Genomic DNA, 21,765 nt, shown 5'->3' on the forward strand with positions numbered 1-21,765 from the left:
CTGTGGCTTTATTGTGTTTATTTATCAGCCTCGAAAGCTGCAATCTTGTCTAGATAATACTTACGCAGGTCTTGCCAGTTGTAGTAAGGCCACTGGGTGGTTTTGATTGGCAGATAAGCCTCGCGCTCGTTCAGCAGAGCCTTTACTAGGATATCGCCTGTCTTACCTTTTTTAGGACGATAGAATATCAACTGGATGTTGCATCCCATTGGGAAGATGCGATAGTTGCGCCAATATTTGTCGAGCTCGTCGAGATTGTTAACAGCCATTCCGCAATTGTCAAGTTCGAGCAGGCATGCCAGAGGCATCACACACACCTCGTGGCCAAAGCGCAGCGTGGCTTGAGTCTGGGTCACGGTATCAGCTGTAGCTATGATGTTCTTCAGCAAGTTTAGCTGACTGAAAGGCATCTTTCCGCCTGAAACGGGCGATGCGCCATAATCGAGATACCAGCCAACGTTCTTAAGGCGCCACTGGTCGTAAACCTCCTCGTCGGTAAACAGCGAGAAGAGCTCCAAGTCAGTATCATGACTCTGCATATTGCAAGCCACGTGGAACAGCTGACGCATCAATGCTCCAGCCCCCACATTATTATATACGTACTGCTGGTCGTTAAAGAGTGTCTTCATCAGTCGCTCTGGGTGAGTCCATTTTACGGTATACTCTCTTTCTTCCTTACCGCCTTTCTTGCCCATCTTTTCTACTATTCCGTCCCAAGGCTGATTCAGATAGTACTGCAACGACTCGCTTACATCGTTGTGAATCTGGGCAGTAGGATTAGCGGCAGCCAACTCCTCGCACTCAGCAATCATCGACAGTATGCAGCGATTCACGGTAGTGCTACGCGCATCAATCTTCAGATTCTTCGTTTTGAATATCTCTGGAAAGTTCTTCGTCATGCGCTTACCAATGCCGTGATGCTGACGTTCGCCCACAGTTGTCAGGTCGCCTAGACGCTTGTTGGCTGTGGCATATATGGCTTCGATGGTAGCAAGTGTTTTTTCGCCCAGAGGGGTTAGCTTGCCTTGTTCCTTAGCAGCCTTTAGTGTGGCAATGGGTCTGGAATAGTTGCCATCGCTAATCAGCCAGCGCGAACCATGACGGCCGTAATGACTCATATAATAAGGTTCATAGTTCTTTGGAGCTGGTGTCAGCGGCTTATCCGTTAGCTGGCGATCATAGTCCAAATAGTTACTACCAGCCAAGAATCTGTTGGCCGCAATTTCATCTTTAGCTGAAGTCTCGAATACAGGCGCGTTCTGAGCCTGCAAAGTCATCGAAAAACCGATGGATAGAATTAATAGTTTTCGTTTCATTTTTAACTGGAATTTTGATAATAATGTGCAAAGATAAGGTTTTTTTTTGAAACGGAGCTATTTCGTAGCAAAATAATTTGTGCCTTTACTAGATGCCATTCGTCAGCCTCCCTCGCTGAATGTTTGTCTGAGTCTCTCTTCGGTTATGGGCATAATTTCATGACTTTAAGAAATTCTTCAGTTTCTCGTTGAACATATCAGGCTGTTCCATGTGGATGAAGTGTCCGCAAGTGGTCTGTTCAGTATAGTCGAGGTTGGGGTAGAGACGCTGCATTTTCTGCTTGTTGTCAGGATCAAGTCCGCTGTTCTGCGTGCAGATGACCATTACAGGCAGAGAGATTTGCGTATTGGGCCACCATTTCTTCTCGACAAGGTGCTGCATCGTGCTCGAAGCCACATACTGGAGCGTCTCGGGCATCACAGACATGGCATAGTCGTTGATCTCCTGAGGCGTATCCTTGCCTGCCAACGAGGATACAAAGCCTGTAATAACCTCACGACAGTTCTCGCCATCGAAGGCATGCCCGAATTGATTGACAGCCTCAACATATTCAGGCGTTTCTGTACCATCATAGAAACAATACACGCCATCGACATCCACCAAAGCGCCTTTGTGAGCTGTCGTCATCAGCGTCTGACGGCATACAGGCGTGCCGAGGCTATGACCAACAAAGATGGCATCTTGGATACGGTTTGCCTTCAGCACTTCATCAATGGCATGTGCAAAGAAGTCGAGCGTGTAGTCTACGTGCGGTTTATCGCTCTGTCCGTAGCCAGGCAGGTCGATGAACACGAGTTGCAGGTCTTTCTCATCACGGAATGCCTCGAACTGCTTCTCCCATGTATTCATGTCACAGCCAAACCCGTGAACGAAACAGATGGTTTTAGCATCTGCTTGGCTATTCATTATCTTATAATGTACGCGAATACTGTCATCGATAGTGATGTATTCAGACTTCAATTCACTAAGTATCTGTGGCTGGCTAGCACATCCTACCAGCAACAGCGCGAATAACAAATATAATACTGTTCTTTTCATACATTCTTTTCTTTTATCCAATTATCCAAGAACGCCATTTACGGCATCGTAAATTTCCATCCCTGTATCCCAAGGATTGAACGTCTGATAGTCCAAGCCTATCACTTCGCAGTCAGGGAATAGTGGCTTGTAGTACTCACTTTCCATTGCACTGCTGCCTTTGCCATGTATGTATAATATTGCGTTCATTCCTTGATAATTTAATGTCCTCTATGCTTGTCTTTCTTTTTAGCCTGGCGCAGGTCGAACTGTCGTTGCTTTTCTGCCTCACGTTCAGCCTTTGAGTGTTGTTTCCGCTCGGTTTTGTTCTGCTCTTGTTGTAGCTTCAGAGCTTGTTGAGACTTAGTTCCGATGCCTTGTGATTGCATTTGCTTTTTAGCCTCGCGAAGTTGTCTCTTAGGATTAACCTTAGCTCTTTCTGATTCGGCAGAAACTTCAATAGCCTGACTGAATTGAAGGCGATGCCAGTTCTTATCCACGAACTCTATTACCTCCTTTTCCGTTGGTTCTGCTCCGAACGTCACCTTACAGGCACGCAGCCCCTGCTGGTCGATCATCTCGAACAGTCCAATCCAGAAAGGATCTTCAAACAGAACAGTCAGCGAACCAGTGGTCATAATCACTCTCAGTTACTTGTCAGTCTCTATTTTTCAAAACCACGAGTTTTGCATCTGCGCCATCTTTCCCGTATTCGCTAACAAGGATATAGTGCTCGTCACAAGCAATACCAAAACATCTGCCATCGCCCTTCTCAACTTGAGTCCCCCAATAGCTGGCGCTGTCATCAAGAAACTTAACAGAGTTGCCATTGACTTTATACGACATATTTACAAACGAGCCTTGCAGCACGAAAAGGTTGGTAATCTTTGGCATGTCCTTGATACCTAGAGCATTTATTTCCTCGATAAGCTGCTTTTTCAGAGGCGATGTAGCATGTGGCAGTTCGTCTGCAGGTAGTTGCCAACGCTTCAGGTTGGGGAAATACTTAAGAAGCTGCTGTTTGTACTCCTCTCGGGTTAGGCTCTGTCCTGTATTCTTGTTGAATTCATCTACGAACTGGGCGCAGAAATCCGCCATCTCTTCCATAGTAAAGTCGCCTGTAAACGCACCGTCTTTATAGCAGTAGATGCAATACTCTTCGCTTTTACTACCATCGGCATTCGTGCCGAGGACCTCGTTAGTCAGTGGCATTCCGCAACTCTGACAGAATTTTATTTCTTTTTCCATATTTCTTCGATTAATTGTTTATTATCTTATTTACAGCTCGACATATTCTTTGGGCTTAAAGTTGTCCTCCATGCACCACACATGAGCTTTTCCATGCTGCATACGGAACACCTTCAGGAAGCTGAAAAAAGCCTCGTCGCCCTGCTGTCATATTCGTATTATCATTACAATTATCTATTATTCTGACGTTGCAAAAGTAGAGTTACTTCAATCTACCATTCAGAATCCTATTTCTGACGCATTTCACGGCGGGTTTGTAATAGTCTATCTCTATCGCCTCGAGGGTTCGTTTCAGTTCGTCCATCAGTTCTGGGTAGAAGCTACACATACGGAAGGCCAGTTTCATGCAGACCGACTGAATGCCAGGATACTCCTCGACGTCCAACATATGCTCAAAGCAGAAATCAAGAAAGTCTGTTCGCAGATCATCTTCAGACATCTTCAATCGCTCAACGACGTTCAGCGACAGTCGCCTAACGGATGAGTTATCTGTCTGCATGGCCTGGTCGATGAATTCATTTTGTATCACCTGTAGCTGCGACAATTCTTCTTTGCTGGCCTTGGTCAGTCCCCATAAGGAACTTCTTGCCACGCGATAATCCTGACTGAATGCATACTGACGAGCGAAATCAAGGAAATCGCCACTTGCCTTTACTTCCTGGTAGATCTCCTGTGCTCCTCCCTCGCTGAACGTCTGTCTAAGTCTCTCTTCGGTAATGGCCATATTTATTATATTTACTTTCTTATATTTTATTGTTTTGACGATGCAAAGATACAGATAGTTGCGAATATTACCAAACATCTGGGATATTTTGTACCATTCTGTGACGAATGGCGATAAATCAATGCAGCACGCATCATCACGACGAATGCTGCATTTTAGTTTCATTCTAACTTGATATTAACAAAACCTTATTCTTCAAATTCCTTCAGTTCTTCCAGTCCGCGTTCTATCTCCTGCATCTGCTGGGTGTGACGGCGACGCTGCCACAATCCGATAACAAAAGCTAGAGCAAAGGTGAGCAAGGTGAGACCTACTACTACCCAAACGCGATTGTTGAATCCATAGTCTACAGCTGTATTGAAACCAAGCTCAGAGATGTAGAAACCTACAAAGCCCAGAGTTACACCTGTGATAGTCCAGTAAGGGTCGTCGTGGCAAGCCTTCTTGTATTTCAATACCAAGCGGTTGAGTTCGCTTACGTTCTTGCCATCAACATCGAACTTAGACAGTAGCATGAGTTTCCTTACAACAGGAATCAATCCGATGAACATCACTGCCTCAACAATCACAAACGATGTGGTAGAGATTGGGGTATGCATCCAGACGTATGGGAAAACAAAACCTATGATAACCAGGCTCACTACGAAGTTGTAGATGTTATGCCCCACGATGCCGTTGAAAGCCGACTTGGTTTTCTGAGATACCATCTCCTTAACCATACGCATATTCACTATTTCTGTTTCTGCCAGACGCTTATCAAGAGCGTTCCAACTGGTCTTCAAATCGTCAAGTTCCATAATCTTACAATTTAACTGTTAGACATTTGCTTCAATTTTTCTCTAATACGATTGAGTTTAACGGCTACATTAGCCTTAGAGATGCCGAGTATATCGGCCATTTCCTGATAGCTACGCTCTTCAAGCCAGAGGAGGATCAGCGCGCGTTCCAATTTCCCCAGTTGGTTGATGAGGTTGTAGAGATACTTGAGCCTTGCTTCTGTCTCCTCGTCGGTCTCCAGACTGCCTGCTATCTGAGCCGTCATAGGTACGGTCTGTGGGCGAGTGTTGGAGTGACGCAAGAACGAGATGCAGGTGTTCATGGCGATGCGATACACCCAAGTGTTAAGAGAACTGTCGCCACGATAGCGAGGGAAGCTTTTCCACAGGTTTAGCACCGTTTCCTGAAACAGGTCGTTCAGGTCGTCTTGATCATTGGCATACATGTAACACACCTTGTAGATGGTACGTTTCTGCTCCTCGATCATGCTCAGGAATTCTTTCTCTAATTCTTTTGTTTCCATCGTTTTAACTCTTTCGTTTGACCTATTAGTCGCAGAAAAAGTGAAATAATTACAGATTATCTAATTTTTTTACGATAGTTAGCCCCCACCTTGACCTGTGGACGATTAAAGTCATAACGCAAGTCGCGCTCGTTAGCCAGCGTCAGGTCGAGACTCAATCCATCGCCTTGCAACTTTCGAGTGCGGATACGTACCACGGCTCTGACCTGGGCATCGTATTGGGCACCTGGATTGTTGATCACCTCTACATCGCGTATGTCCTCACTACGCAGACGCTTCAGTTCACTATCATCGCGCATCAGTCGCCCCTAATGACAACCTCCTTCAACTCCAACAATCTATCCACCGAGTCCAGTGGTTCCTGTGCTTGTGCCCTGCCCGCCATGCAGACAAAGGCTAAGGCTGAAAACAATAATCTTTTCATCATATACTTTTTAAATAAATCGCTGCAAAAGTACAAATAACTCCATATTTCACCAAACTTTTGGGATATTCTTTGCAAGCAAAGCGACCAAAGGTCGAGCGCTGCACCATTCTGTGACAGATGACATATAATACCATGATAATTATTTTGCGGAATCAAGAAAAGAATGTATTTTTGCAACGAGAAAGTTTATGTTTCCAGTCTGAGTACACAAGTTTTAAGCGCAGAAACATGTGTTTTCGGTGCAGAAACATAAGTTTACAGTGCGGAAATATAAAATAGTACGAAGGAGAAAGAAAAAATAATTGAGTATAAACAACAAAAGGAATACGGTGTACGATAGTGAGGAATATGGCGATAACTTAGATTGGACAAAAAGTGACTATCATGAAATGTTATAAAGCCATTGCTTCTATGCGAACTTTGGGACCGCGATGTTCGATGGTCGCATCATGTGTTCAAAGCAGAAATCAAGGAAATCTGTTCGCAAACGGTTATAGGCATAATTGCATTACTCTTACAGGGCGGTCTGAGCCGACTTCCAGATTAGGACAGAGCGTTTCCTTGCCTGTGTCAACGAATCCGCATTTCTCCATCACGCGACCGGACGCTGGGTTTGAAGGAAAGTAGTCACCCCAAAGCACTGTGAAACCCTTTTCATTGAAACAATAGTCGATGACCAGCTGAAGGGCTTCCGTACAGATGCCTTTGCCCCAAAACGGGCGGGCTATCCAATAACCTACCTCCGCCTGGTCTTCGGCTATCTTCAGGTTTGATGCGGATGCTGGGAGGTAGCCCACACAGCCAATGGGCTGACCAGACTCTTTCCATATGACAGCCCACATCCCTTCTGTGTTGAAAACAGTTCGAATAATCTCCAAACTCTCCTCCACAGACTGATGTGGTGGCCATCCGGCACGAGGTCCTACTTCAGGGTCGCTGGCGTATTTAAACAGCGCCTCAGCATCACTCTCCATCCAAGGGCGTAATAGTATTCTTTCTGTTTCCATCATTATCATTAATTCTACAATATAATATTCGTTTCACTCCAGGAATCATTCTGACCACCCATGTCAGGAGGAAGGAAAGGATGGTGGTGACGATTCCGATGAAAAGAAACTTTCCAAAGGCGCCCATCCAGATGCTGTCAACTACATTCTGCAGAACTATCATCAACAAGACGGTCAGACAAACCTTCAGATTGTCGAGATAATGTAGACGTTGCATTTAATTATCTTACAACTTGTTGATTTCATCTTGCAGACGCTGAAGGAACTTGGCTGCATGGCCACCATCCATCTGAACATGGTGGAACTGGAGCGATATGGGCAGAGTGGTCTTAAACCAACCCTTGCGATATCTGGCCCAAGCCAAGAATGAATTGTTGAACTTGCCGCTATATTGGTTTACTATACAGTCAATCTCTGTATGCACTAGGGTTGATGTTCCAATAATCATATAGTCTTCAAGGAAAGAGCTCTTACATTCACTGGCGGCCTGAGCGGTCAGCTTCTGGTAATCATTATTGAACTGCTGCAAGTCGTCAGAATAAGGAATATCACATGAGCTGATGTCGCCCTTGCTATTCTCCACGATGACATTGATGGCAAGTCTATCGAACTGGAATAGTTTGCCATTTTCTAGCAATAGGTAGAACTCCTTAATATCCTTGGCTGCCTTGCCTATGCACCAGCACATCAGCACGTTAAACTTCACACCACTCTTCTTACTGACTTTTACCAAGCGTGTAACATCAAACGTCTTCACCAAAGTCACCATTGGCACGGGTGATGACATCCACATGTTGAATGCATTAGCACGGATACTTTCTTGAGGATTAATTTCTTTTTTCATAGTTTATTCGTAATCGTCGATGACGGAGTTCATCATGTCCATCATGGGCTTGGCGGCACGGAACATGCGTTCCATCTCGTCGAGCCAATCATCGCTCTCGAAGAAGGTGTTTGATACTGCATGCCAACAGCAGTAATCTTTGAGTCGTAGGTACTTGACGTATGGCCAATCCTTAGGGAATCCTGCTGGGCAGGTTTTAAGCTTGGCCAATCCGAAACCTTGGGGCTGGTCCCAACTGTCAATATTGGTAGGTTCTTTGAAGCTACTTGCCTCGTCGCTACCAAAGTACTTCTGGAATTCCTCGTTCTCTACGCATTTGAGCCACTCTGCTGTATTACCCATCATCTCATTACGGCACGAGGTAAGGATATTGGTGGGCAACCAGTAGTTGCCCACAGCCAATATGCAGTGATCGGGTTCAAAATGCAGATAGTATCCACCTCTAAGCGCCTTCTTGCTTTTGGCATTGATATAGGCGCCGAGGTGGTTCTTGTATGGCGACTTGTCAGGAGAGAATCGAGTATCGCGATAGAAGCGATAGGTACAATCCTTTACCTGCACGTGGGCAATCTCAGGGTCGAACGTCACAATGCGCTCAATAGCCTGCTGTACGCCCTTTTCAAACTCGGCTCTTACTGCCTCGTATTCTTTCTTATTCTCCTGAAACCATTCACGGTTATTGTTTGCCATCACCTGGCGCAGGAAACTCAATATTCTCTTCTGATCCATCGTCAAATAGTTATTTTACCAAATATGTGCGCGCTGTTCAGCAGGCACAAACATCTTGTCACCCTTCTTAATGCCAAAGGCTTTGTACCAAGAATCAATCATAGGTAGGGCAGCCATCACACGGATACGGTTAGGCGAGTGAACATCACTGTTTACAATATCAGCGATGTACTCTGGTGTAGAGTTGCTGGCCCAAACACGAGCGTATGCCAGATAGAAGCGCTGGGCAGGGGTAAAGCCTTCAACCTTCTTCAAAGGCTCCTGCTTCATGCGGTTCTCGTAGGCACGATAGGCAATCTTCAGTCCGCCGTTATCACCAATGTTCTCGCCCAGTGTCTTCTGTCCGTTCACCTTCAAACCAGGCACTGCTTCCTGCTTTGAGAACCAATCGGCCAATACCTTGGTACGCTCATCATATTTAGTCTTGTCGTCGGCAGTCCACCAGTTCTTCAGGTTACCATCCTTATCAAACTGACAGCCTTGATCATCGAATCCGTGACTCATTTCATGCCCTATCACTACGCCGATAGCACCATAGTTGCTAACGTAGTCGGCCTCAGGATCAAAGAATGGAGGCTGCAGAATAGCGGCAGGGAAGTTGATGCTGTTGAACATGGGGTTGTAGAAGGCATTAACAGTCTGTGGTGTGCAGGCCATCATGGTCTTATCCACAGGCTTGCGCCAATATTTGCGGAAGACAGCCTTAGTGGCCTCCTGATTGATGCGGATATAGTTCTCGATAAGGTTCTCGCTCTCGCGGATATCTACAAACTTCTCCATATCCTCCCACTTGTCGGGGTAGCCCACGTTGATGTACATAGCGTGAAGCTTCTCAATTGCCTTGGCTTTGGTCTCCTCGCTCATCCAGGTGTTTTCCTTCAGGCGATCTTCAAAGGCCTGCTGCAGGTCTTTAACCAGGCGATATACACGCTGCTTGCTGCTCTCAGGGAAGTACTCCTTAACATAGAGTTTACCAACGGTCTCGCCCAGACTTCCACTGATTTCAGATACAGCACGCTTCCAACGAGGTTTCTGTTCCTGTACGCCAGAGATGACTTTGTTGGCCTCGAAAGCACGATCGGTAAAGGCATCTGACAGATAGCCAGAGAATGCTTTAATAACATGCAACTCCATATAGGCCTTCAGATCATCTATGCTGGTATTGGCCAGAATGTCCTCTACTACGTGCAGAGGCTCTAGCTGACTTACGTTAACGGTATCGATATCCTTTGGATAGTCCATAGCATCGCGATAAGCTACCCAGTCGATACCCTTAAAGTCCTTCAGCAGCTGCTCCCAAGTCATGATGTGGATGGTGAGCATGGGATTACGCCTTGCAACCTGGTTGAGTGTCTTCACACCAATCTTATGTTCGATAGCCCACTCTGCCTGCATCATGCGCTCGGCATCGGCATCGTTGTAGCCTACCATCTTCAGGTAGTCTTTGTTCAGACTCTTGATGGCTTCTACTACCTTCTTCTGACTCTCGTTAGGTTCGGCATAATACTCCTGAGCCAGTGATGCTCCACCATGACCTACGCCCATCATAAACTCTGACGACTTGAATGGATTCAGACTTAAATTCATGCCGAAAGGAGCAGTATTGAATCCCTTGCTGTCGAACTCGTACATCAGTTTCAGCAACTCCTCACGGGTTTTCAATGCACGAACCTGCTTAAGATAAGGCAGAATAGGCTCGTAGCCCATCTTATTGCGGCCTACGCTATCCATATAAAGGCGATAGAGTGTGCCAATCTTCTGTCCGTCGCTACCCTGAGGCAGATCTTTCTTATCTGCATACATCATGATAAGTTCGTTGATGCGCTTCTTGTTCAACTCTTCAAGATCAGTAAATGCACCGTTCTCTGCATGCTGCTTGTCGAGTGGGTTAGCCTTCAGCCATCCACCAACGGCATACTGCCAGAAGTCGTCACCAGCTTTTACACTGGGGTCCATGTTAGCTTTCAAACCTTGTGCCGAGCCAGCCACACTTATAAGGGCCAAAGCAACGGCGAAAAATAGTTTTTTCATCTTGTTGTTATTGTTTGTTTAAACGATTACTTGCGAGTTAACTCAAATCGGAGAGGTTTATCGAAATGGCGACGTGAATAATAGGTTACTGAGGGATTTTTCAAGTTCATCACCATTGTCCAAGCTGTTCCAAGGAATCCCTTTCTTTCAGGCTGCGATACATCTGCGATGGCATCAGTCAGCTGTTGCTCGCTCATTACACCACCTGTTTGGTCATATCGTTGACAGAGTCTGTCGTATCTGTCATCGCCTTCTTTCAATCCCACATTGAGCTTTTCTTCACACAGATAGTGGTTGGCTACTTCTGGTGATTCTGTCACAACCATTTTGTTGTCAACATATTCTACCACCACGCTTCTACCAGTAGCATCGGCCATCGCATAATGGTGGGCAGAACCAATGTCAGAGTGTATGTCGATACCTTTAAGCAACTCTAATGCCTCAGCCACATTGGCTGCATTTTTCAGTAGGTAGCAGATGGCTGCTGATGTAGTCAGGTTGGGCTTGTTTGTGTTTTGATGAGTCTCTACCTCATCGCCTGCCATCAGGTCGGCTATTGCCAAGCCTTTTTCGTTGATACCATCAAGGGCACAGAACAAACTTGCCTGTGCCAGATATTGGTTTTTAAATCCTTCAGGCTTATAATCATCGCCGAATCCAAAGAACTCGACATTGAAAGTGGTAATTGTCTCGTAACCTTTATCTGGAATAGTATGAAGAACCACACCTACAGCAGATGGAAAGTCGAAATTGCGCCCCATCAATACACCACCTTCTGGTGTGGTAACAGTAAGCGCTGAACAGCCAAAGTCTGTCTTTGCAGGTTTTATTTCCGGTTTATAATGTCCTTTCGATAGGAAGCTGATGATGTAGGTAGAAATCTCTGTGGCATCCTTGGCACCACCTTGCTTCATCAACTCGTCGAAACCGTCGTCACCCTTATACTCCATATAGTATAGCCCGTCGTCGATTTTCTCTGCCGACATGGCTCCTTTTACCAATGGTCCAAACTCTAACCACATCAATACACCTGCGACTACAACTAGCCCCAGAATACTGAAAAGCACGATTTTCAATACCTTCTTCATTGTCTACCAAATTAATTTTTTAAGATACATACAACAGTTTGACGTTGCAAAAATATAAATAGTTGCGAATACTTCCAAATTTTAGGGATAAACAGTGTAAAATTGTGATGAATGGTATCAGTCTAGCCCGTTGATGGCCTCCTTAACCTGTGCTATATTGCTTCGTGATACAGGAATGGCGTCTTGGCTGTGATGCATAATGAGCTGCATGGCGCGAGAGTTGGATGAGATTTGCTCTACCTGACCAAGATTTACCAAGAAGGCACGATGGCAACGTACTATCATCGGATAAGCCTGAAGATCGTCTTCCACCTGTTTCATCGTAGCACGAAGCATGTCTGTATGCACCTCATTGTCGCGCAGTTGGCATACCTTTACATAGTTTCCTACGGCCTCTATATATAATAGGTGTGATGTGTCGAGAGTAACCTTCTCGTTAGTCGAGCCCTCGAGTGTCAGAGTTTCTGGTAATTCTTGCTGAGCAGTCTTCGTCTCCTCAGATTTTGTAGTCTCTGTTTCTTTTTTTACAGGAATGCGACTCTCCTGCAATTTCTTCAGTTGTTCGTTCAGCAGTCTGGTCTCCTCAAGTTCTGCTGCCAGATAACGGCTACGGAACTTGAATCGCCAATAGAGTCCAATGGCAAATGAACAGAAAGCAAGGATAGCCAGCGTCTCAAGGAAATTAACGAGTGAAAGCTGATTACCCTCAACAAATTGGTTCAGTACATTGTGTCGATACAGACAGATGTTCAACGCTACAAATGGCGTGTTGATAATCTGGAAATACAAATTACGTCGGATGATATAGCTGACTCCTTTATCGTATGAGCGAGGTTTGCGGACGATGTATTTTACAATCATTTCGGTTATCATACACGTAACAAAACCAATGCCCCACAGAGCTGTCAGATGTACGTAAGCTTCCCACTTCCATACGCCGAGTCCGAAGGGTTTGAATACTGCTAGTGCCACTATTACAAAGGTGGTACTAATGATTCTGGTCATGATTGTTTCTGTTCGTCCTTGTTTCATACAGCGGGCAAAGATATAAAATAATTATCAATTACCAATATCATTTGTCATTTTTCTACGTCATTCGTCACATTTTTACATTTTATCACCCCATTCATCACATAACGGTACAGAATATCCCAGATATTTGGATGGTTACATAATACTCCATATCTTTGCACCCAGAAAGTTCAATTTAAAATTCGAAGAGAAATGAAAGTAAGAACTATTATCGGAATCCTACTGATTGTGGCTGGTGCATGGAAACTGGCTAACATGTGGGGTGTCATTGAGAACGACTGGTTGTGGCGCCAACCATGGACAAGTTATGTTGCCCCTGTTGCACTTTTATATTTAGGTGCAATGATTATTGTAAACAGTTATCGTCGTGATCCTGATCAGTGGTTGCAGCGCCCCTTGCCTATTGGCGAAGACGGTAAACGCATCTGTTGTAGTGTTCACTATGGCGGCGATGAATATATATACCGTGGTGAGCCATTTCATGGCGCTCGTCTGGATGCTTTCTGTGGAGGTATCAGAATGGATTTGCGCGAAGCAACCATCACAGAGGATGAGGAGATAGATATCCATACTTTCTGTGGCGGAATAGAATTGTTCGTTCCTGCACATGTGAATGTATTGGTAAAGAGTCGAAGCTTTTTCGGAGGCGTGGGCAATGCTACTGTACACGTTTCTGATAAGAACGCTCCCTGTATCCACGTTGTGGCCAGCAACTTCTTTGGAGGCGTAGATATCAAGAATTAAACATGAGTCTTTTTTTAAGTTTTGTTAATATCAAGTTAGAATGAAATTAAAATTTTGCAGCATTCGTCGCGATGACGCGTGCTGCTTTGAATTATTTTATTATCTTTGCACAATCAAACTAAATTAAATATGTATATTACACGAAATTTGCCTAACACCCGTATTGATGTGGCCGATGCTTTGAGAGGTATTGCTGTGGCTGGCATCATCTTGTATCACTCGGTTGAACACTTCAACATCTTTACCCAGGAAACAATCATCCACTCGCTGCCAAGCGACCAAACGGTAGCAGATGTACTAGCTTGGCTACTGTCTGGTAAGATGTATGGTATCTTTGCGATGCTATTCGGACTGAGTTTCTTTATAATGAATGATAACCAGCAGCAAAAGGGATCCTCGTTTTCAGGACGTTTTGCATGGCGCATGTGTCTCTTGTTCCTGTTTGGTGTCGTGAATGTAGCATTCTACGATGGTGATATTCTGATGCTTTATGCATGCTATGGCTTGTTGCTCATTCCTATCAGCTATCTGCCATCTAAGGCGGTGTGGTGTATCATTGCCCTGCTGGCTATCCAGCCTGTAGAGTTGTTCTGTTTGCTGACAGGTTTTGAAATTGATCACACACGATTCTATGAGATTTCTGGTATCATCAATAGCGCTCATGAGCATGGTACATTCCTCGAGAATACTCTTACCAACCTGCGATACGGCTTTGAGGTGAATCTGCGATTCAATGTTTTTAGCGGACGACTCACTCAGTTGCTCTGTCTCTTTATTCTTGGCATGCAGTTAGGTCGTCAGAGATTGTTTTACAACGAAGGTCGTAACTTGCAGATTTGGCATAAGATATTGTTGAGATCAGCCATCGTCGTTATAGTATTAAGCATTGTAGATTATAGCTCGATTGCCTCTTGGCTCAATCCTATTTATAATCTGATTATCTGCTTGATGATAGTATCAGCCATCGTATCAGCATGGTATGCTTTTGATGGCGTTCGCAAGGCGCTTCATCATCTGTGTATATTTGGTCGTATGAGTCTTACCAACTATCTGTTGCAGTCAATCATCGGATGTTCTATCTTCTGTGGATATGGACTTGCCTGTTATAATAAGTTAGGTATCACATACGCTGTGCTGGTTGGTATCGCTATGGTAATCGTTCAATACAGCTTTGCCCGTTTTTGGTTCGCCAATCACCCACGTGGTCCATTAGAGGGATTATGGCGAAAACTCACCTGGATATAACTTAAAAAAATCAAAAAGAACAGATAATTGAATTGTTTTCATTATCTTTGCAGTCAAAATTCATTTACTCAACACAATTATGAAGAAAACAATTTTAACGTTAGCTGTGGTTTGTGCCGCTGTAGGCATGCATGCACAGAAGACTGCTATCCCCCGTGATGCGGCGCTGGAGGCAAAGATTGAGAAAAAACTCGCTAAGATGACTCTTGACGAGAAAATCGGTCAGATGCTCGAACTGAACCTTGATGTGATGGGCAAGATGACTGTAGAGAATGCGAAGGTAGATCGCGAGAAGGTTCGTTCTGTCCTGCAGCAGTATGGCAGATCTGAGAACGAGATCAAAGAGATGCTAAAGCAAACTGACCAGCAGATTATCGACAAGTTGGGCGGATTCCCTGTAGACATCTATAAGGGTGACACCAAACGAGTATGGAAACTCAACGAAACCATGCTCGATACGTTGATTTCGAAGTGGAAAGTGGGTTCAATCCTGAATGCTCCTGGTACTCGCGCTCCAAGCGTTGAGCAATGGCAGCAGTGGATACAGGTTATCCAGAAGAAGTCGATGAAGTATCTGGGCATTCCTGATATCTATGGTCTCGACCATAACCATGGTGTTACCTATACTCAGGGTGGAACACTCTTCCCACAGCCCATCAACCTTGGTGCATCGTTTAATACAGAACTGGCTCGCAGAGGCGCTGAGATTACTGCCTATGAGAGTCGTGCAGCTAACTGTCCTTGGGTGTATAACCCAGTTGTTGACCTGAGCCGTGACCCACGCTGGCCTCGTGTTTACGAGAGCTTTGGTGAGGATGCCATCGTGAATTCAAAGATGGTGGTAGCAGAGATCAGGGGCTATCAGGGTGATGATAATAATCATATCGATCAGTATCACGTAGGTACTAGCACAAAGCACTATTTTGCATACGGTGCTCCTTGGACTGGTAAGGATCGTACACCTGCTTATCTCTCGCCTCAGATAATTCGTGAGAAGTATTTCGAGCCATTCAAGCAGGCTGCCCTTGCAGGAACACTGACCATGATGGTTAACTCGGCTTCAGTAAATGGTGTGCCTCTTCATGCTAGCTATGAGTATATGACCAAGTGGCTGAAGGAAGACCTTCAGTGGGATGGATTCCTGGTAACCGACTGGGCCGATATCAACAACCTCTTCTCGCGTGAGCATGTTGCCAAGGATAAGAAGGATGCTATCCGTATTGCCATTAATGCTGGTATCGATATGTCGATGGATCCATACAGCGTAGAATTCTGTATCCTGCTGAAAGAACTGGTAAACGAGGGTAAGGTGCCCATGAGTCGTATTGATGATGCCGTTCGTCGTATTCTGCGTGCTAAGTATCGTCTGGGTCTCTTCGAGAAGCCCAATACAGGCGGTAAGGGATACGAGAAGTTTGGTTCTGAGGAGTTTGCTCAGGCTTCTCTCAAGGCTGCTGAGGAGAGTGAGGTACTGCTGAAGAATGAAGGCAACATTCTGCCTCTGGCTAAAGGTAAGAAAATTCTGTTGACAGGTCCTAACGCTAACCAGATGCGTTGCCTGCATGGTGGTTGGAGCTACACGTGGCAAGGTTCGCGTGCTGAAGATCTCGCTGAGAAATATAATACCATCTATGAAGCTCTCTGTAATAAGTATGGTAAGGAGAACATCATTTTGGAACAGGGTGTAACCTATAATGAGAATGGTGCCTACTACGATGAGAACGAACCACAGATTCAGAAGGCTGTAGATGCTGCTGCTAAGGCTGATGTGATTATCGCTTGTATTGGTGAGAACTCATATACTGAGACTCCTGGTAACCTGAATGACCTTTGGCTCTCTAAGAACCAGCGTGACCTCGTGAAGGAACTCGCCAAGACTAGTAAACCCATTGTGATGGTGCTGAATGAGGGTCGTCCACGTTTGATTGCTGATATTGAGCCATTGGCAAAGGCTGTGGTTGATATTCTGATTCCTGGTAACTATGGTGGCGATGCACTTGCCAATCTGTTGGCTGGCGATGCCAACTTCTCTGCCAAGATGCCTTACACTTATCCTCGTGAGATTAACTCGCTGAACACCTATGATTATAAGGTGAGCGAGGAGGTTGGTACCATGGAAGGTGCTTATAACTACGATGCAAAGGTTTCGTTGCAGTGGCCCTTTGGCTATGGCATCAGCTATACCACTTATGAGTACAGCAATCTGCGTGTAGATAAGAGTAAGTTTACTGCTAATGATGTACTTACTGTTAGTGTTGATGTGAAGAATACAGGTAGCAAGGCTGGTAAGGAGGCCGTATTGCTTTACTCAAGCGATCTGATTGCATCGATTGTTCCTGATAACAAGCGACTGCGCGATTTCACCAAGATTGAACTCCAGCCTGGTGAAACAAAGACTGTTACCTTCAGTCTTCCAGCTAAGAGTCTCGCTTTTGTTGGTGCTGATGGTCGCTGGACTCTGGAAGAGGGCGACTTTGTGCTCAAGGTAGGTAACCAGAGCGTAGGTGCAGCCTGCACACAAACAAAGATTTGGGACGAACCAAATATCTAAAACGAATAAAGGTGCTTCAATGACGAAGCACCTTTATTAATTAATTACCTTTGTATGTTTCTATTCTGTATGAATAGCAGATTCCTACGGGATTCTCGCCAACGTCGAATGATTCTTTGAAGTTTCCGTAACTATCGTATATATTTACATAACCTGAGGTTCCAATCAGCAGATAGCCAGTGTTGTTATCAACACAGATAAATGTTGGATTACTGATTGGTTTCTTGGAATCGCCACTGAGTGAGAATGTGTTCAGAGAGTTATAATATAGGTTGTAGACTTTGTATTCAACCCTGCTACTACCCTTTGGATAGTTGTAGGTAACGATAGACGAATTAGCAGCCGACATGCCTGTGGCATTCTCAATCAGCAGCGATACATTATTGTCGGCAACCTTATATACTCCAGCATTCTTTTGTTTTCCATCCCCGTCAATAGTGCCAGCATCGAGTACATAAGCAGTATTACCACCAACAACAATACTTTGTGGATTCTTTATCAGCTCATTTTTAATCTCAGAGACGCTACCTGTACTTAGGTTAATCTTAGAGATTGAGCCATTGCCGTTACCATTGTCACTATTGGCTACATAGAGTGTTACCTCATTGCTTGAGCTGCTGCTCTCAACAGTTCCAATACCCATACCTTCTGGATAAGAACCAACTTTGTACTTGTTGGTGATGGTGAGTGATGTAGTATCAATAACAGCCACATAGCCACCATGGGTTGATACATAAACGTTGTTGCCATATACGGTTGCATAACGAGGCTCAAAACCTGCGTCTTCACCCATTTCATCAATAGTGTTAATATGGTCTATAAGCGTGTGGGTCTTCTTGTTTAGAACATAGATGGTATTGGTGCCACAACCTACAACATATATCTTATTACCATATACTACAACGTCAGAGGGATTGCTACCAATGGGATAGATGTTGTTGACAACTTTGTCATTATCATAATCAATAAAAGAAAGGCTGCCGTCTTTACCGTTGTCAGGATCACCAGCATTTACTATGTATGCACCCTCAGTAACAACATACTTCTGATTATTATTGTTACTTTCACTCTTTAAACATCCTGTAAGCAGGACAGCCCCCATCAACAGGGCGATGTTAGATAATTTTTTAAGCATCATGTTTTTAGTTCTTTAAATATCTAGGGTGCAAAGGTAATATAAAACCTCGAAAAGCGATAATAATTAGCATTTTTTATCTTATAATTTCACTTTGTGTGATAAAGTGTCTGTCTTTAGGAAATGAAGTAGGGGTGATAGTAAACTTCTTGTCGTCTTGCAGATTGAGTGTAACCTTCTGGAAACGTGGAGCTGAGAGCATATAACGATCAGTTGCAGGACAAACAGGATAGAATCCCATCGATGAGAATACGTACCAGGCTGACATCTGACCAGCATCGTCGTTGCCCGAGAGTCCACCAGGGGTATCGTTGTATTCTGTATCGAGAATGTGGGCTACGCGCTCGATGGTCTTTTCGCGCTTGCCAATGAAGTCGTAGAGATAAGCTATCTGGTGGCAAGGCTCATTGCCGTGCCAATAGCGACCTTCAGAGAACAATGAGTCGAGCTTAGCCTCGAACTTATCCTTGCCACCAAGTGCTTCAACTAAGCCTTCTACATTCTGTGGAACATACCAAGTGTAGTGGCAAGTGGCACCTTCAGTGATGTATGACTTGCGATGGATAAAGTCCTGATTGTTTTCAAAGAGTCCGCCATCTGTTTTTCTGCGAGAAATCTGCTTGGGGGCGTGGCGGCCGTCGCAATAGCCTGTCTTGGGATTGATGACGTTGCGCCAGTTCTCTGAGCGGCGCATCAACTCCTTGTAGTCCTTGTCTTTGCCTAAGGCTTTGGCCAGTTGGGCCACAGCGAAATCATCGAAGGCGTATTCGAGGGTTCGCGATGTCTGCTCATCCTGGTGGAAAGCTTCTTTCACGCCATCCTCCAAGGGGATATAGCCGTACTTCAGATACGAAGTGAGTGCTCTGCGACCCATACCGTTCTTATAGTCTTCGAATGAGGTTGGCGTCTCGAAAGCGTTCTTTCGCATGCCTTCGTAGGCCTTTTCATAATCAAAGTCTCTGATACCTTTTATATATGCATCAGCCAATACGGCGCTACAATGGTCGCCAATCATAGCTGCTGTATAACTGTTCCAGCAAGGGAAGATGGGCAGCCAACCGCCTTGCTCGTACATGGTTACCAGCGATTGCATCATATCTGCCGATTCTTTTGGCGCTATCAGCGTATAGAGTGGGTGCAGGGCACGATAAGTGTCCCACATTGAGAAGTCGCCATAGTATTTGCGAGGAGTGAGGAGCGAGGAGTGAGGAGTGATGATCTCGCCATTAGCAAACTTGGGGTAGGAGCCATCTACGTCGCTCATTTCGCGAGGGAGGAATGAGCAGCGATAGAGCGCGCCATAGAACTGATTCACTTTTGCGATATCAGTATCCTCCACATCGATGGTGTGCAGGCGATCAATCCATTGTTGGACTGTTTGCTGCATCATACTCTCAAAGTCGTGTCCTTCGGCCTCGAAGGCGAAGTTGTTCTCTGCTCCTCTCTTATTGGTAAAAGATGTGGCTGCTTTCAGGATGATTGGCTCATGGGCCTTTCCATTAAAGGTGAACCAAGCACACAGACTATCGCATCCTGAATCTATGATTTTATCATAAGCCTGCAACAGATAATGTCCGTCGAAACCAGCCTCTTCGCCCCAACCTTGATAGATGCGATGAACTGGGTTATAACCATAGATAATGCCATCTGCATTGTTTACTTCAAGATAGCCTTGCCCCTCATCGCTATTGTGATTCAACACAATGTGGATTGGTCCATCTTGCTCTGGGATGATGCGGAAGATGGCTGTATGACTATTGGCTGTCATCTCCAGCTTAAGGTGCTCGTCTGGCAGGCGGATAGCATAGTAATGGGGATGCGATATTTCTTCTGAATGTGAGAAACGGGTGGCGCGCTCTTCTGGCTTCAGGCGAAGTTTGCCTGTGAGGGCAGCTACTGTAAACGATCCGTAATCCTGCGTGCATCCGCCAACTATCCAGTGGCTGTTGCGGATGCCTTGAAACAGCGAGTCGGTAAAATAATAAGGTGCGATGCACTTCTTCTCTGTATCGCGAGTCTGAGGCGTCCAGAAGTTCTGGCCGTTTGGTACGAGTACTGCAGGCAGGGTTTGTCCGTGCTCCTCAGAGCCCTTGCCGAAAAGCCCTGCCGTCTTGGTGTTGGCAGGGGCTGTTCCAACCATGGTGTTCAGGGCGCAAAGTTGGCGAAGATGTTCAAAGTAGTGAATGCGCTCGTTTACTTGCTGCTTGAGTTCTGTCCAACTCTTAAAGCCTATCGACTTCTCGTTATGCAGCAATTGTACCTTCACGTCGCCTTGGGCATTACGATAGAATATCATCTGCAGATTGGCTGCCATTGGCAGAATCTCGTCCATATAGTTATATGGTTCACCTGGAAGTTTGATGCCCATCAATGTGAACAGACGATAGAGGTTCGAGTCGTGTCCAAATCGTAAATCTGCCCCTACGCCTCCACGGACGATGGCTGCATCTCCCTCAGTCTCAATGCGCTGCCACAGCGAGATGGCGCTACGGGCTGGTATGCCCTCGTTCTCTATCAGGTCACCATGAACTATCGTCATGCTTTTGTTGTTTTTGTTGTAAACAGCCTCCATCTCCTCTGGTGTAAAGAGATCATAGAGCGACACATTTAGCTCCACATCCTGCATGTCCGATGCGATGGTGTGCATCTCTGTGAGCAGTTTTGTGGGATTCTTTACCTTTGAAGGATCAACGAAGAGTGCCTTGACGAATCTGTCTGGCGAAACCATCAATGGTACGCTGGTACGATTTTCGTGAGCCTTCTCCTCTGGCGAGGTATAGGCTATCCAGGCCATATCTTCTTCGCGGGTGATGGGTGTTATGTTGATGGTATTGGACAAGTGCTTGAGTTCATCCACAAAGTTCTCCATACTCACCTTGCATCTGTTTACTGTGCTGCTGTGGGCTGTAAGATGTGCCTCAGCGGTAAAGAGCTGTGGGAAGTTCTGGTACATTCTTTTGGCGATACCACGATGCTGACGAGCTCCAAGAGCTGTCAACAGTCCACCATTGCCTTTGGCGTTTTTCCACACCTTAGCCAAGCGTTTCTTGACGCTTTTGCCAAGCTTTGTCAGATTCTTATCATTGTCGAAATGCTGGTTCACCCAAGTGTATCTGGCATCGCTTGTTAACCAGCGCGAGCCATGTCGCCCATAGTGCGAGATGTAGAAAGGCTCGTAGCCCTCAGGGGCTGGTTGTAATTGGGGTTTGTCAAAGCCCGACTCAATAGGGTAGGCATAGTAAACTCCGCCCATCTGCTGGGGCGACTTCTGCGCCATAACCAGGGCACTTGCAAACAAGAAAGTAGTTAGTAGGATTCGTCGCATA

21 protein-coding genes are annotated in these 21,765 nt (G+C 45.4%); 3 read left to right on the plus strand and 18 right to left on the minus strand.

The annotated features are described in order from the left end of the window. Window positions 1–17 precede the first annotated feature (17 nt). The 16 genes from BUB86_RS07830 to BUB86_RS07900 form a co-directional block, all read right to left on the minus strand. Entirely contained in the window at window positions 18–1,316 is a 1,299-nt protein-coding gene (locus tag BUB86_RS07830) for a histidine-type phosphatase (RefSeq protein WP_073207968.1), read from the minus strand. A 157-nt stretch (window positions 1,317–1,473) separates the two neighbouring features. Continuing rightward, a complete protein-coding gene (locus tag BUB86_RS07835; protein ID WP_081373154.1) occupies window positions 1,474–2,355 on the minus strand; it encodes an alpha/beta fold hydrolase in 882 nt (293 codons plus the stop codon). Window positions 2,356–2,376: 21 nt separating this feature from the next. Then, window positions 2,377–2,544 carry a hypothetical protein gene (locus BUB86_RS07840; protein ID WP_175549441.1) on the minus strand — a complete coding sequence of 56 codons (168 nt, stop codon included), beginning with the start codon at window positions 2,542–2,544 and terminating at the stop codon, window positions 2,377–2,379. An 11-nt stretch (window positions 2,545–2,555) separates the two neighbouring features. Next, window positions 2,556–2,978 carry a YjdF family protein gene (locus tag BUB86_RS07845; RefSeq protein ID WP_410543932.1) on the minus strand — a complete coding sequence of 141 codons (423 nt, stop codon included), beginning with the start codon at window positions 2,976–2,978 and terminating at the stop codon, window positions 2,556–2,558. A 13-nt stretch (window positions 2,979–2,991) separates the two neighbouring features. Continuing rightward, window positions 2,992–3,582, minus strand: coding sequence for a zinc ribbon domain-containing protein (locus tag BUB86_RS18285; protein ID WP_073207979.1), 591 nt, complete (start codon window positions 3,580–3,582; stop codon window positions 2,992–2,994). 202 nt (window positions 3,583–3,784) lie between these two features. Beyond that, on the minus strand, window positions 3,785–4,306 hold the full coding sequence (locus BUB86_RS07855; RefSeq protein WP_073208093.1) for a hypothetical protein: 522 nt from the start codon (window positions 4,304–4,306) through the stop codon (window positions 3,785–3,787). Between the two features lie 188 nt (window positions 4,307–4,494). Then, a complete protein-coding gene (locus BUB86_RS07860) occupies window positions 4,495–5,103 on the minus strand; it encodes a hypothetical protein (protein ID WP_073207982.1) in 609 nt (202 codons plus the stop codon). Between the two features lie 11 nt (window positions 5,104–5,114). Further along, the gene (locus BUB86_RS07865; RefSeq protein ID WP_073207986.1) at window positions 5,115–5,606 is read right to left on the minus strand and encodes an RNA polymerase sigma factor; all 492 of its coding nucleotides are present in this window, start codon (window positions 5,604–5,606) and stop codon (window positions 5,115–5,117) included. A 56-nt stretch (window positions 5,607–5,662) separates the two neighbouring features. Continuing rightward, complete coding sequence (locus BUB86_RS07870) at window positions 5,663–5,905, minus strand: hypothetical protein (RefSeq protein ID WP_073207989.1); 243 nt, start codon at window positions 5,903–5,905, stop codon at window positions 5,663–5,665. Window positions 5,906–6,524: 619 nt separating this feature from the next. Continuing rightward, window positions 6,525–7,043: a GNAT family N-acetyltransferase gene (locus BUB86_RS07875; RefSeq protein ID WP_254795125.1), complete on the minus strand. Its 519-nt coding sequence runs from the start codon at window positions 7,041–7,043 to the stop codon at window positions 6,525–6,527. Further along, on the minus strand, window positions 6,997–7,257 hold the full coding sequence (locus BUB86_RS17190) for a hypothetical protein (protein WP_139261516.1): 261 nt from the start codon (window positions 7,255–7,257) through the stop codon (window positions 6,997–6,999). The genes BUB86_RS07875 and BUB86_RS17190 overlap by 47 nt, the downstream gene beginning before the upstream one ends. 9 nt (window positions 7,258–7,266) lie before the next feature. Then, a complete protein-coding gene (locus BUB86_RS07880; protein ID WP_073207992.1) occupies window positions 7,267–7,884 on the minus strand; it encodes a CatA-like O-acetyltransferase, family 2 in 618 nt (205 codons plus the stop codon). 3 nt (window positions 7,885–7,887) lie between these two features. Beyond that, window positions 7,888–8,613, minus strand: a complete 726-nt coding sequence (locus BUB86_RS07885; protein WP_073207995.1) for a DUF2461 domain-containing protein — start codon at window positions 8,611–8,613, stop codon at window positions 7,888–7,890. 15 nt (window positions 8,614–8,628) lie between these two features. Then, complete coding sequence (locus tag BUB86_RS07890; RefSeq protein ID WP_073207998.1) at window positions 8,629–10,644, minus strand: M13 family metallopeptidase; 2,016 nt, start codon at window positions 10,642–10,644, stop codon at window positions 8,629–8,631. 26 nt (window positions 10,645–10,670) lie between these two features. Further along, complete coding sequence (locus BUB86_RS07895; protein ID WP_073208004.1) at window positions 10,671–11,732, minus strand: linear amide C-N hydrolase; 1,062 nt, start codon at window positions 11,730–11,732, stop codon at window positions 10,671–10,673. A 117-nt stretch (window positions 11,733–11,849) separates the two neighbouring features. After that, window positions 11,850–12,737, minus strand: a complete 888-nt coding sequence (locus tag BUB86_RS07900) for a LytR/AlgR family response regulator transcription factor (protein ID WP_073208008.1) — start codon at window positions 12,735–12,737, stop codon at window positions 11,850–11,852. Window positions 12,738–12,956: 219 nt separating this feature from the next. On the opposite strand from BUB86_RS07900, the gene BUB86_RS07905 reads away from it, so the two are divergent. The 3 genes from BUB86_RS07905 (at window position 12,957) to BUB86_RS07915 (ending at window position 17,304) form a co-directional block, all read left to right on the plus strand. After that, window positions 12,957–13,508 (plus strand): LiaF domain-containing protein, encoded by a 552-nt coding sequence (locus BUB86_RS07905; protein WP_073208011.1) that lies wholly within the window; start codon window positions 12,957–12,959, stop codon window positions 13,506–13,508. Window positions 13,509–13,637: 129 nt separating this feature from the next. Further along, window positions 13,638–14,753 (plus strand): DUF418 domain-containing protein, encoded by a 1,116-nt coding sequence (locus BUB86_RS07910; protein ID WP_073208014.1) that lies wholly within the window; start codon window positions 13,638–13,640, stop codon window positions 14,751–14,753. Window positions 14,754–14,832: 79 nt separating this feature from the next. Next, window positions 14,833–17,304, plus strand: coding sequence for a glycoside hydrolase family 3 N-terminal domain-containing protein (locus BUB86_RS07915; protein ID WP_175549442.1), 2,472 nt, complete (start codon window positions 14,833–14,835; stop codon window positions 17,302–17,304). Between the two features lie 40 nt (window positions 17,305–17,344). On the opposite strand, the gene BUB86_RS07920 is transcribed toward BUB86_RS07915, so the two are convergent. Next, window positions 17,345–18,442: a YncE family protein gene (locus BUB86_RS07920; protein WP_073208020.1), complete on the minus strand. Its 1,098-nt coding sequence runs from the start codon at window positions 18,440–18,442 to the stop codon at window positions 17,345–17,347. Window positions 18,443–18,515: 73 nt separating this feature from the next. Beyond that, complete coding sequence (locus BUB86_RS07925; RefSeq protein WP_073208024.1) at window positions 18,516–21,764, minus strand: GH92 family glycosyl hydrolase; 3,249 nt, start codon at window positions 21,762–21,764, stop codon at window positions 18,516–18,518. Window position 21,765: the final 1 nt, after the last annotated feature.

It is taken from the genome of Xylanibacter ruminicola, assembly GCF_900142525.1.
GTDB classification, from domain to species: domain Bacteria; phylum Bacteroidota; class Bacteroidia; order Bacteroidales; family Bacteroidaceae; genus Prevotella; species Prevotella ruminicola_A.

What these genes read in the sequence shown, in the direction of transcription:
- BUB86_RS07830 (WP_073207968.1), bottom strand. Translation starts at nt 1,316, where the DNA reads ATGAAACGAAAACTATTAATTCTATCCATCGGTTTTTCGATGACTTTG.
- BUB86_RS07920 (WP_073208020.1), bottom strand. Translation starts at nt 18,442, where the DNA reads ATGATGCTTAAAAAATTATCTAACATCGCCCTGTTGATGGGGGCTGTC.
- BUB86_RS07890 (WP_073207998.1), bottom strand. Translation starts at nt 10,644, where the DNA reads ATGAAAAAACTATTTTTCGCCGTTGCTTTGGCCCTTATAAGTGTGGCT.
- BUB86_RS07925 (WP_073208024.1), bottom strand. Translation starts at nt 21,764, where the DNA reads ATGCGACGAATCCTACTAACTACTTTCTTGTTTGCAAGTGCCCTGGTT.
- BUB86_RS07915 (WP_175549442.1), top strand. Translation starts at nt 14,833, where the DNA reads ATGAAGAAAACAATTTTAACGTTAGCTGTGGTTTGTGCCGCTGTAGGC.
- BUB86_RS07865 (WP_073207986.1), bottom strand. Translation starts at nt 5,606, where the DNA reads ATGGAAACAAAAGAATTAGAGAAAGAATTCCTGAGCATGATCGAGGAG.
- BUB86_RS07840 (WP_175549441.1), bottom strand. Translation starts at nt 2,544, where the DNA reads ATGAACGCAATATTATACATACATGGCAAAGGCAGCAGTGCAATGGAA.
- BUB86_RS07885 (WP_073207995.1), bottom strand. Translation starts at nt 8,613, where the DNA reads ATGGATCAGAAGAGAATATTGAGTTTCCTGCGCCAGGTGATGGCAAAC.
- BUB86_RS07880 (WP_073207992.1), bottom strand. Translation starts at nt 7,884, where the DNA reads ATGAAAAAAGAAATTAATCCTCAAGAAAGTATCCGTGCTAATGCATTC.
- BUB86_RS07855 (WP_073208093.1), bottom strand. Translation starts at nt 4,306, where the DNA reads ATGGCCATTACCGAAGAGAGACTTAGACAGACGTTCAGCGAGGGAGGA.
- BUB86_RS18285 (WP_073207979.1), bottom strand. Translation starts at nt 3,582, where the DNA reads ATGGAAAAAGAAATAAAATTCTGTCAGAGTTGCGGAATGCCACTGACT.
- BUB86_RS17190 (WP_139261516.1), bottom strand. Translation starts at nt 7,257, where the DNA reads ATGCAACGTCTACATTATCTCGACAATCTGAAGGTTTGTCTGACCGTC.
- BUB86_RS07900 (WP_073208008.1), bottom strand. Translation starts at nt 12,737, where the DNA reads ATGACCAGAATCATTAGTACCACCTTTGTAATAGTGGCACTAGCAGTA.
- BUB86_RS07870 (WP_073207989.1), bottom strand. Translation starts at nt 5,905, where the DNA reads ATGCGCGATGATAGTGAACTGAAGCGTCTGCGTAGTGAGGACATACGC.
- BUB86_RS07895 (WP_073208004.1), bottom strand. Translation starts at nt 11,732, where the DNA reads ATGAAGAAGGTATTGAAAATCGTGCTTTTCAGTATTCTGGGGCTAGTT.
- BUB86_RS07905 (WP_073208011.1), top strand. Translation starts at nt 12,957, where the DNA reads ATGAAAGTAAGAACTATTATCGGAATCCTACTGATTGTGGCTGGTGCA.
- BUB86_RS07860 (WP_073207982.1), bottom strand. Translation starts at nt 5,103, where the DNA reads ATGGAACTTGACGATTTGAAGACCAGTTGGAACGCTCTTGATAAGCGT.
- BUB86_RS07875 (WP_254795125.1), bottom strand. Translation starts at nt 7,043, where the DNA reads ATGATGGAAACAGAAAGAATACTATTACGCCCTTGGATGGAGAGTGAT.
- BUB86_RS07835 (WP_081373154.1), bottom strand. Translation starts at nt 2,355, where the DNA reads ATGAAAAGAACAGTATTATATTTGTTATTCGCGCTGTTGCTGGTAGGA.
- BUB86_RS07910 (WP_073208014.1), top strand. Translation starts at nt 13,638, where the DNA reads ATGTATATTACACGAAATTTGCCTAACACCCGTATTGATGTGGCCGAT.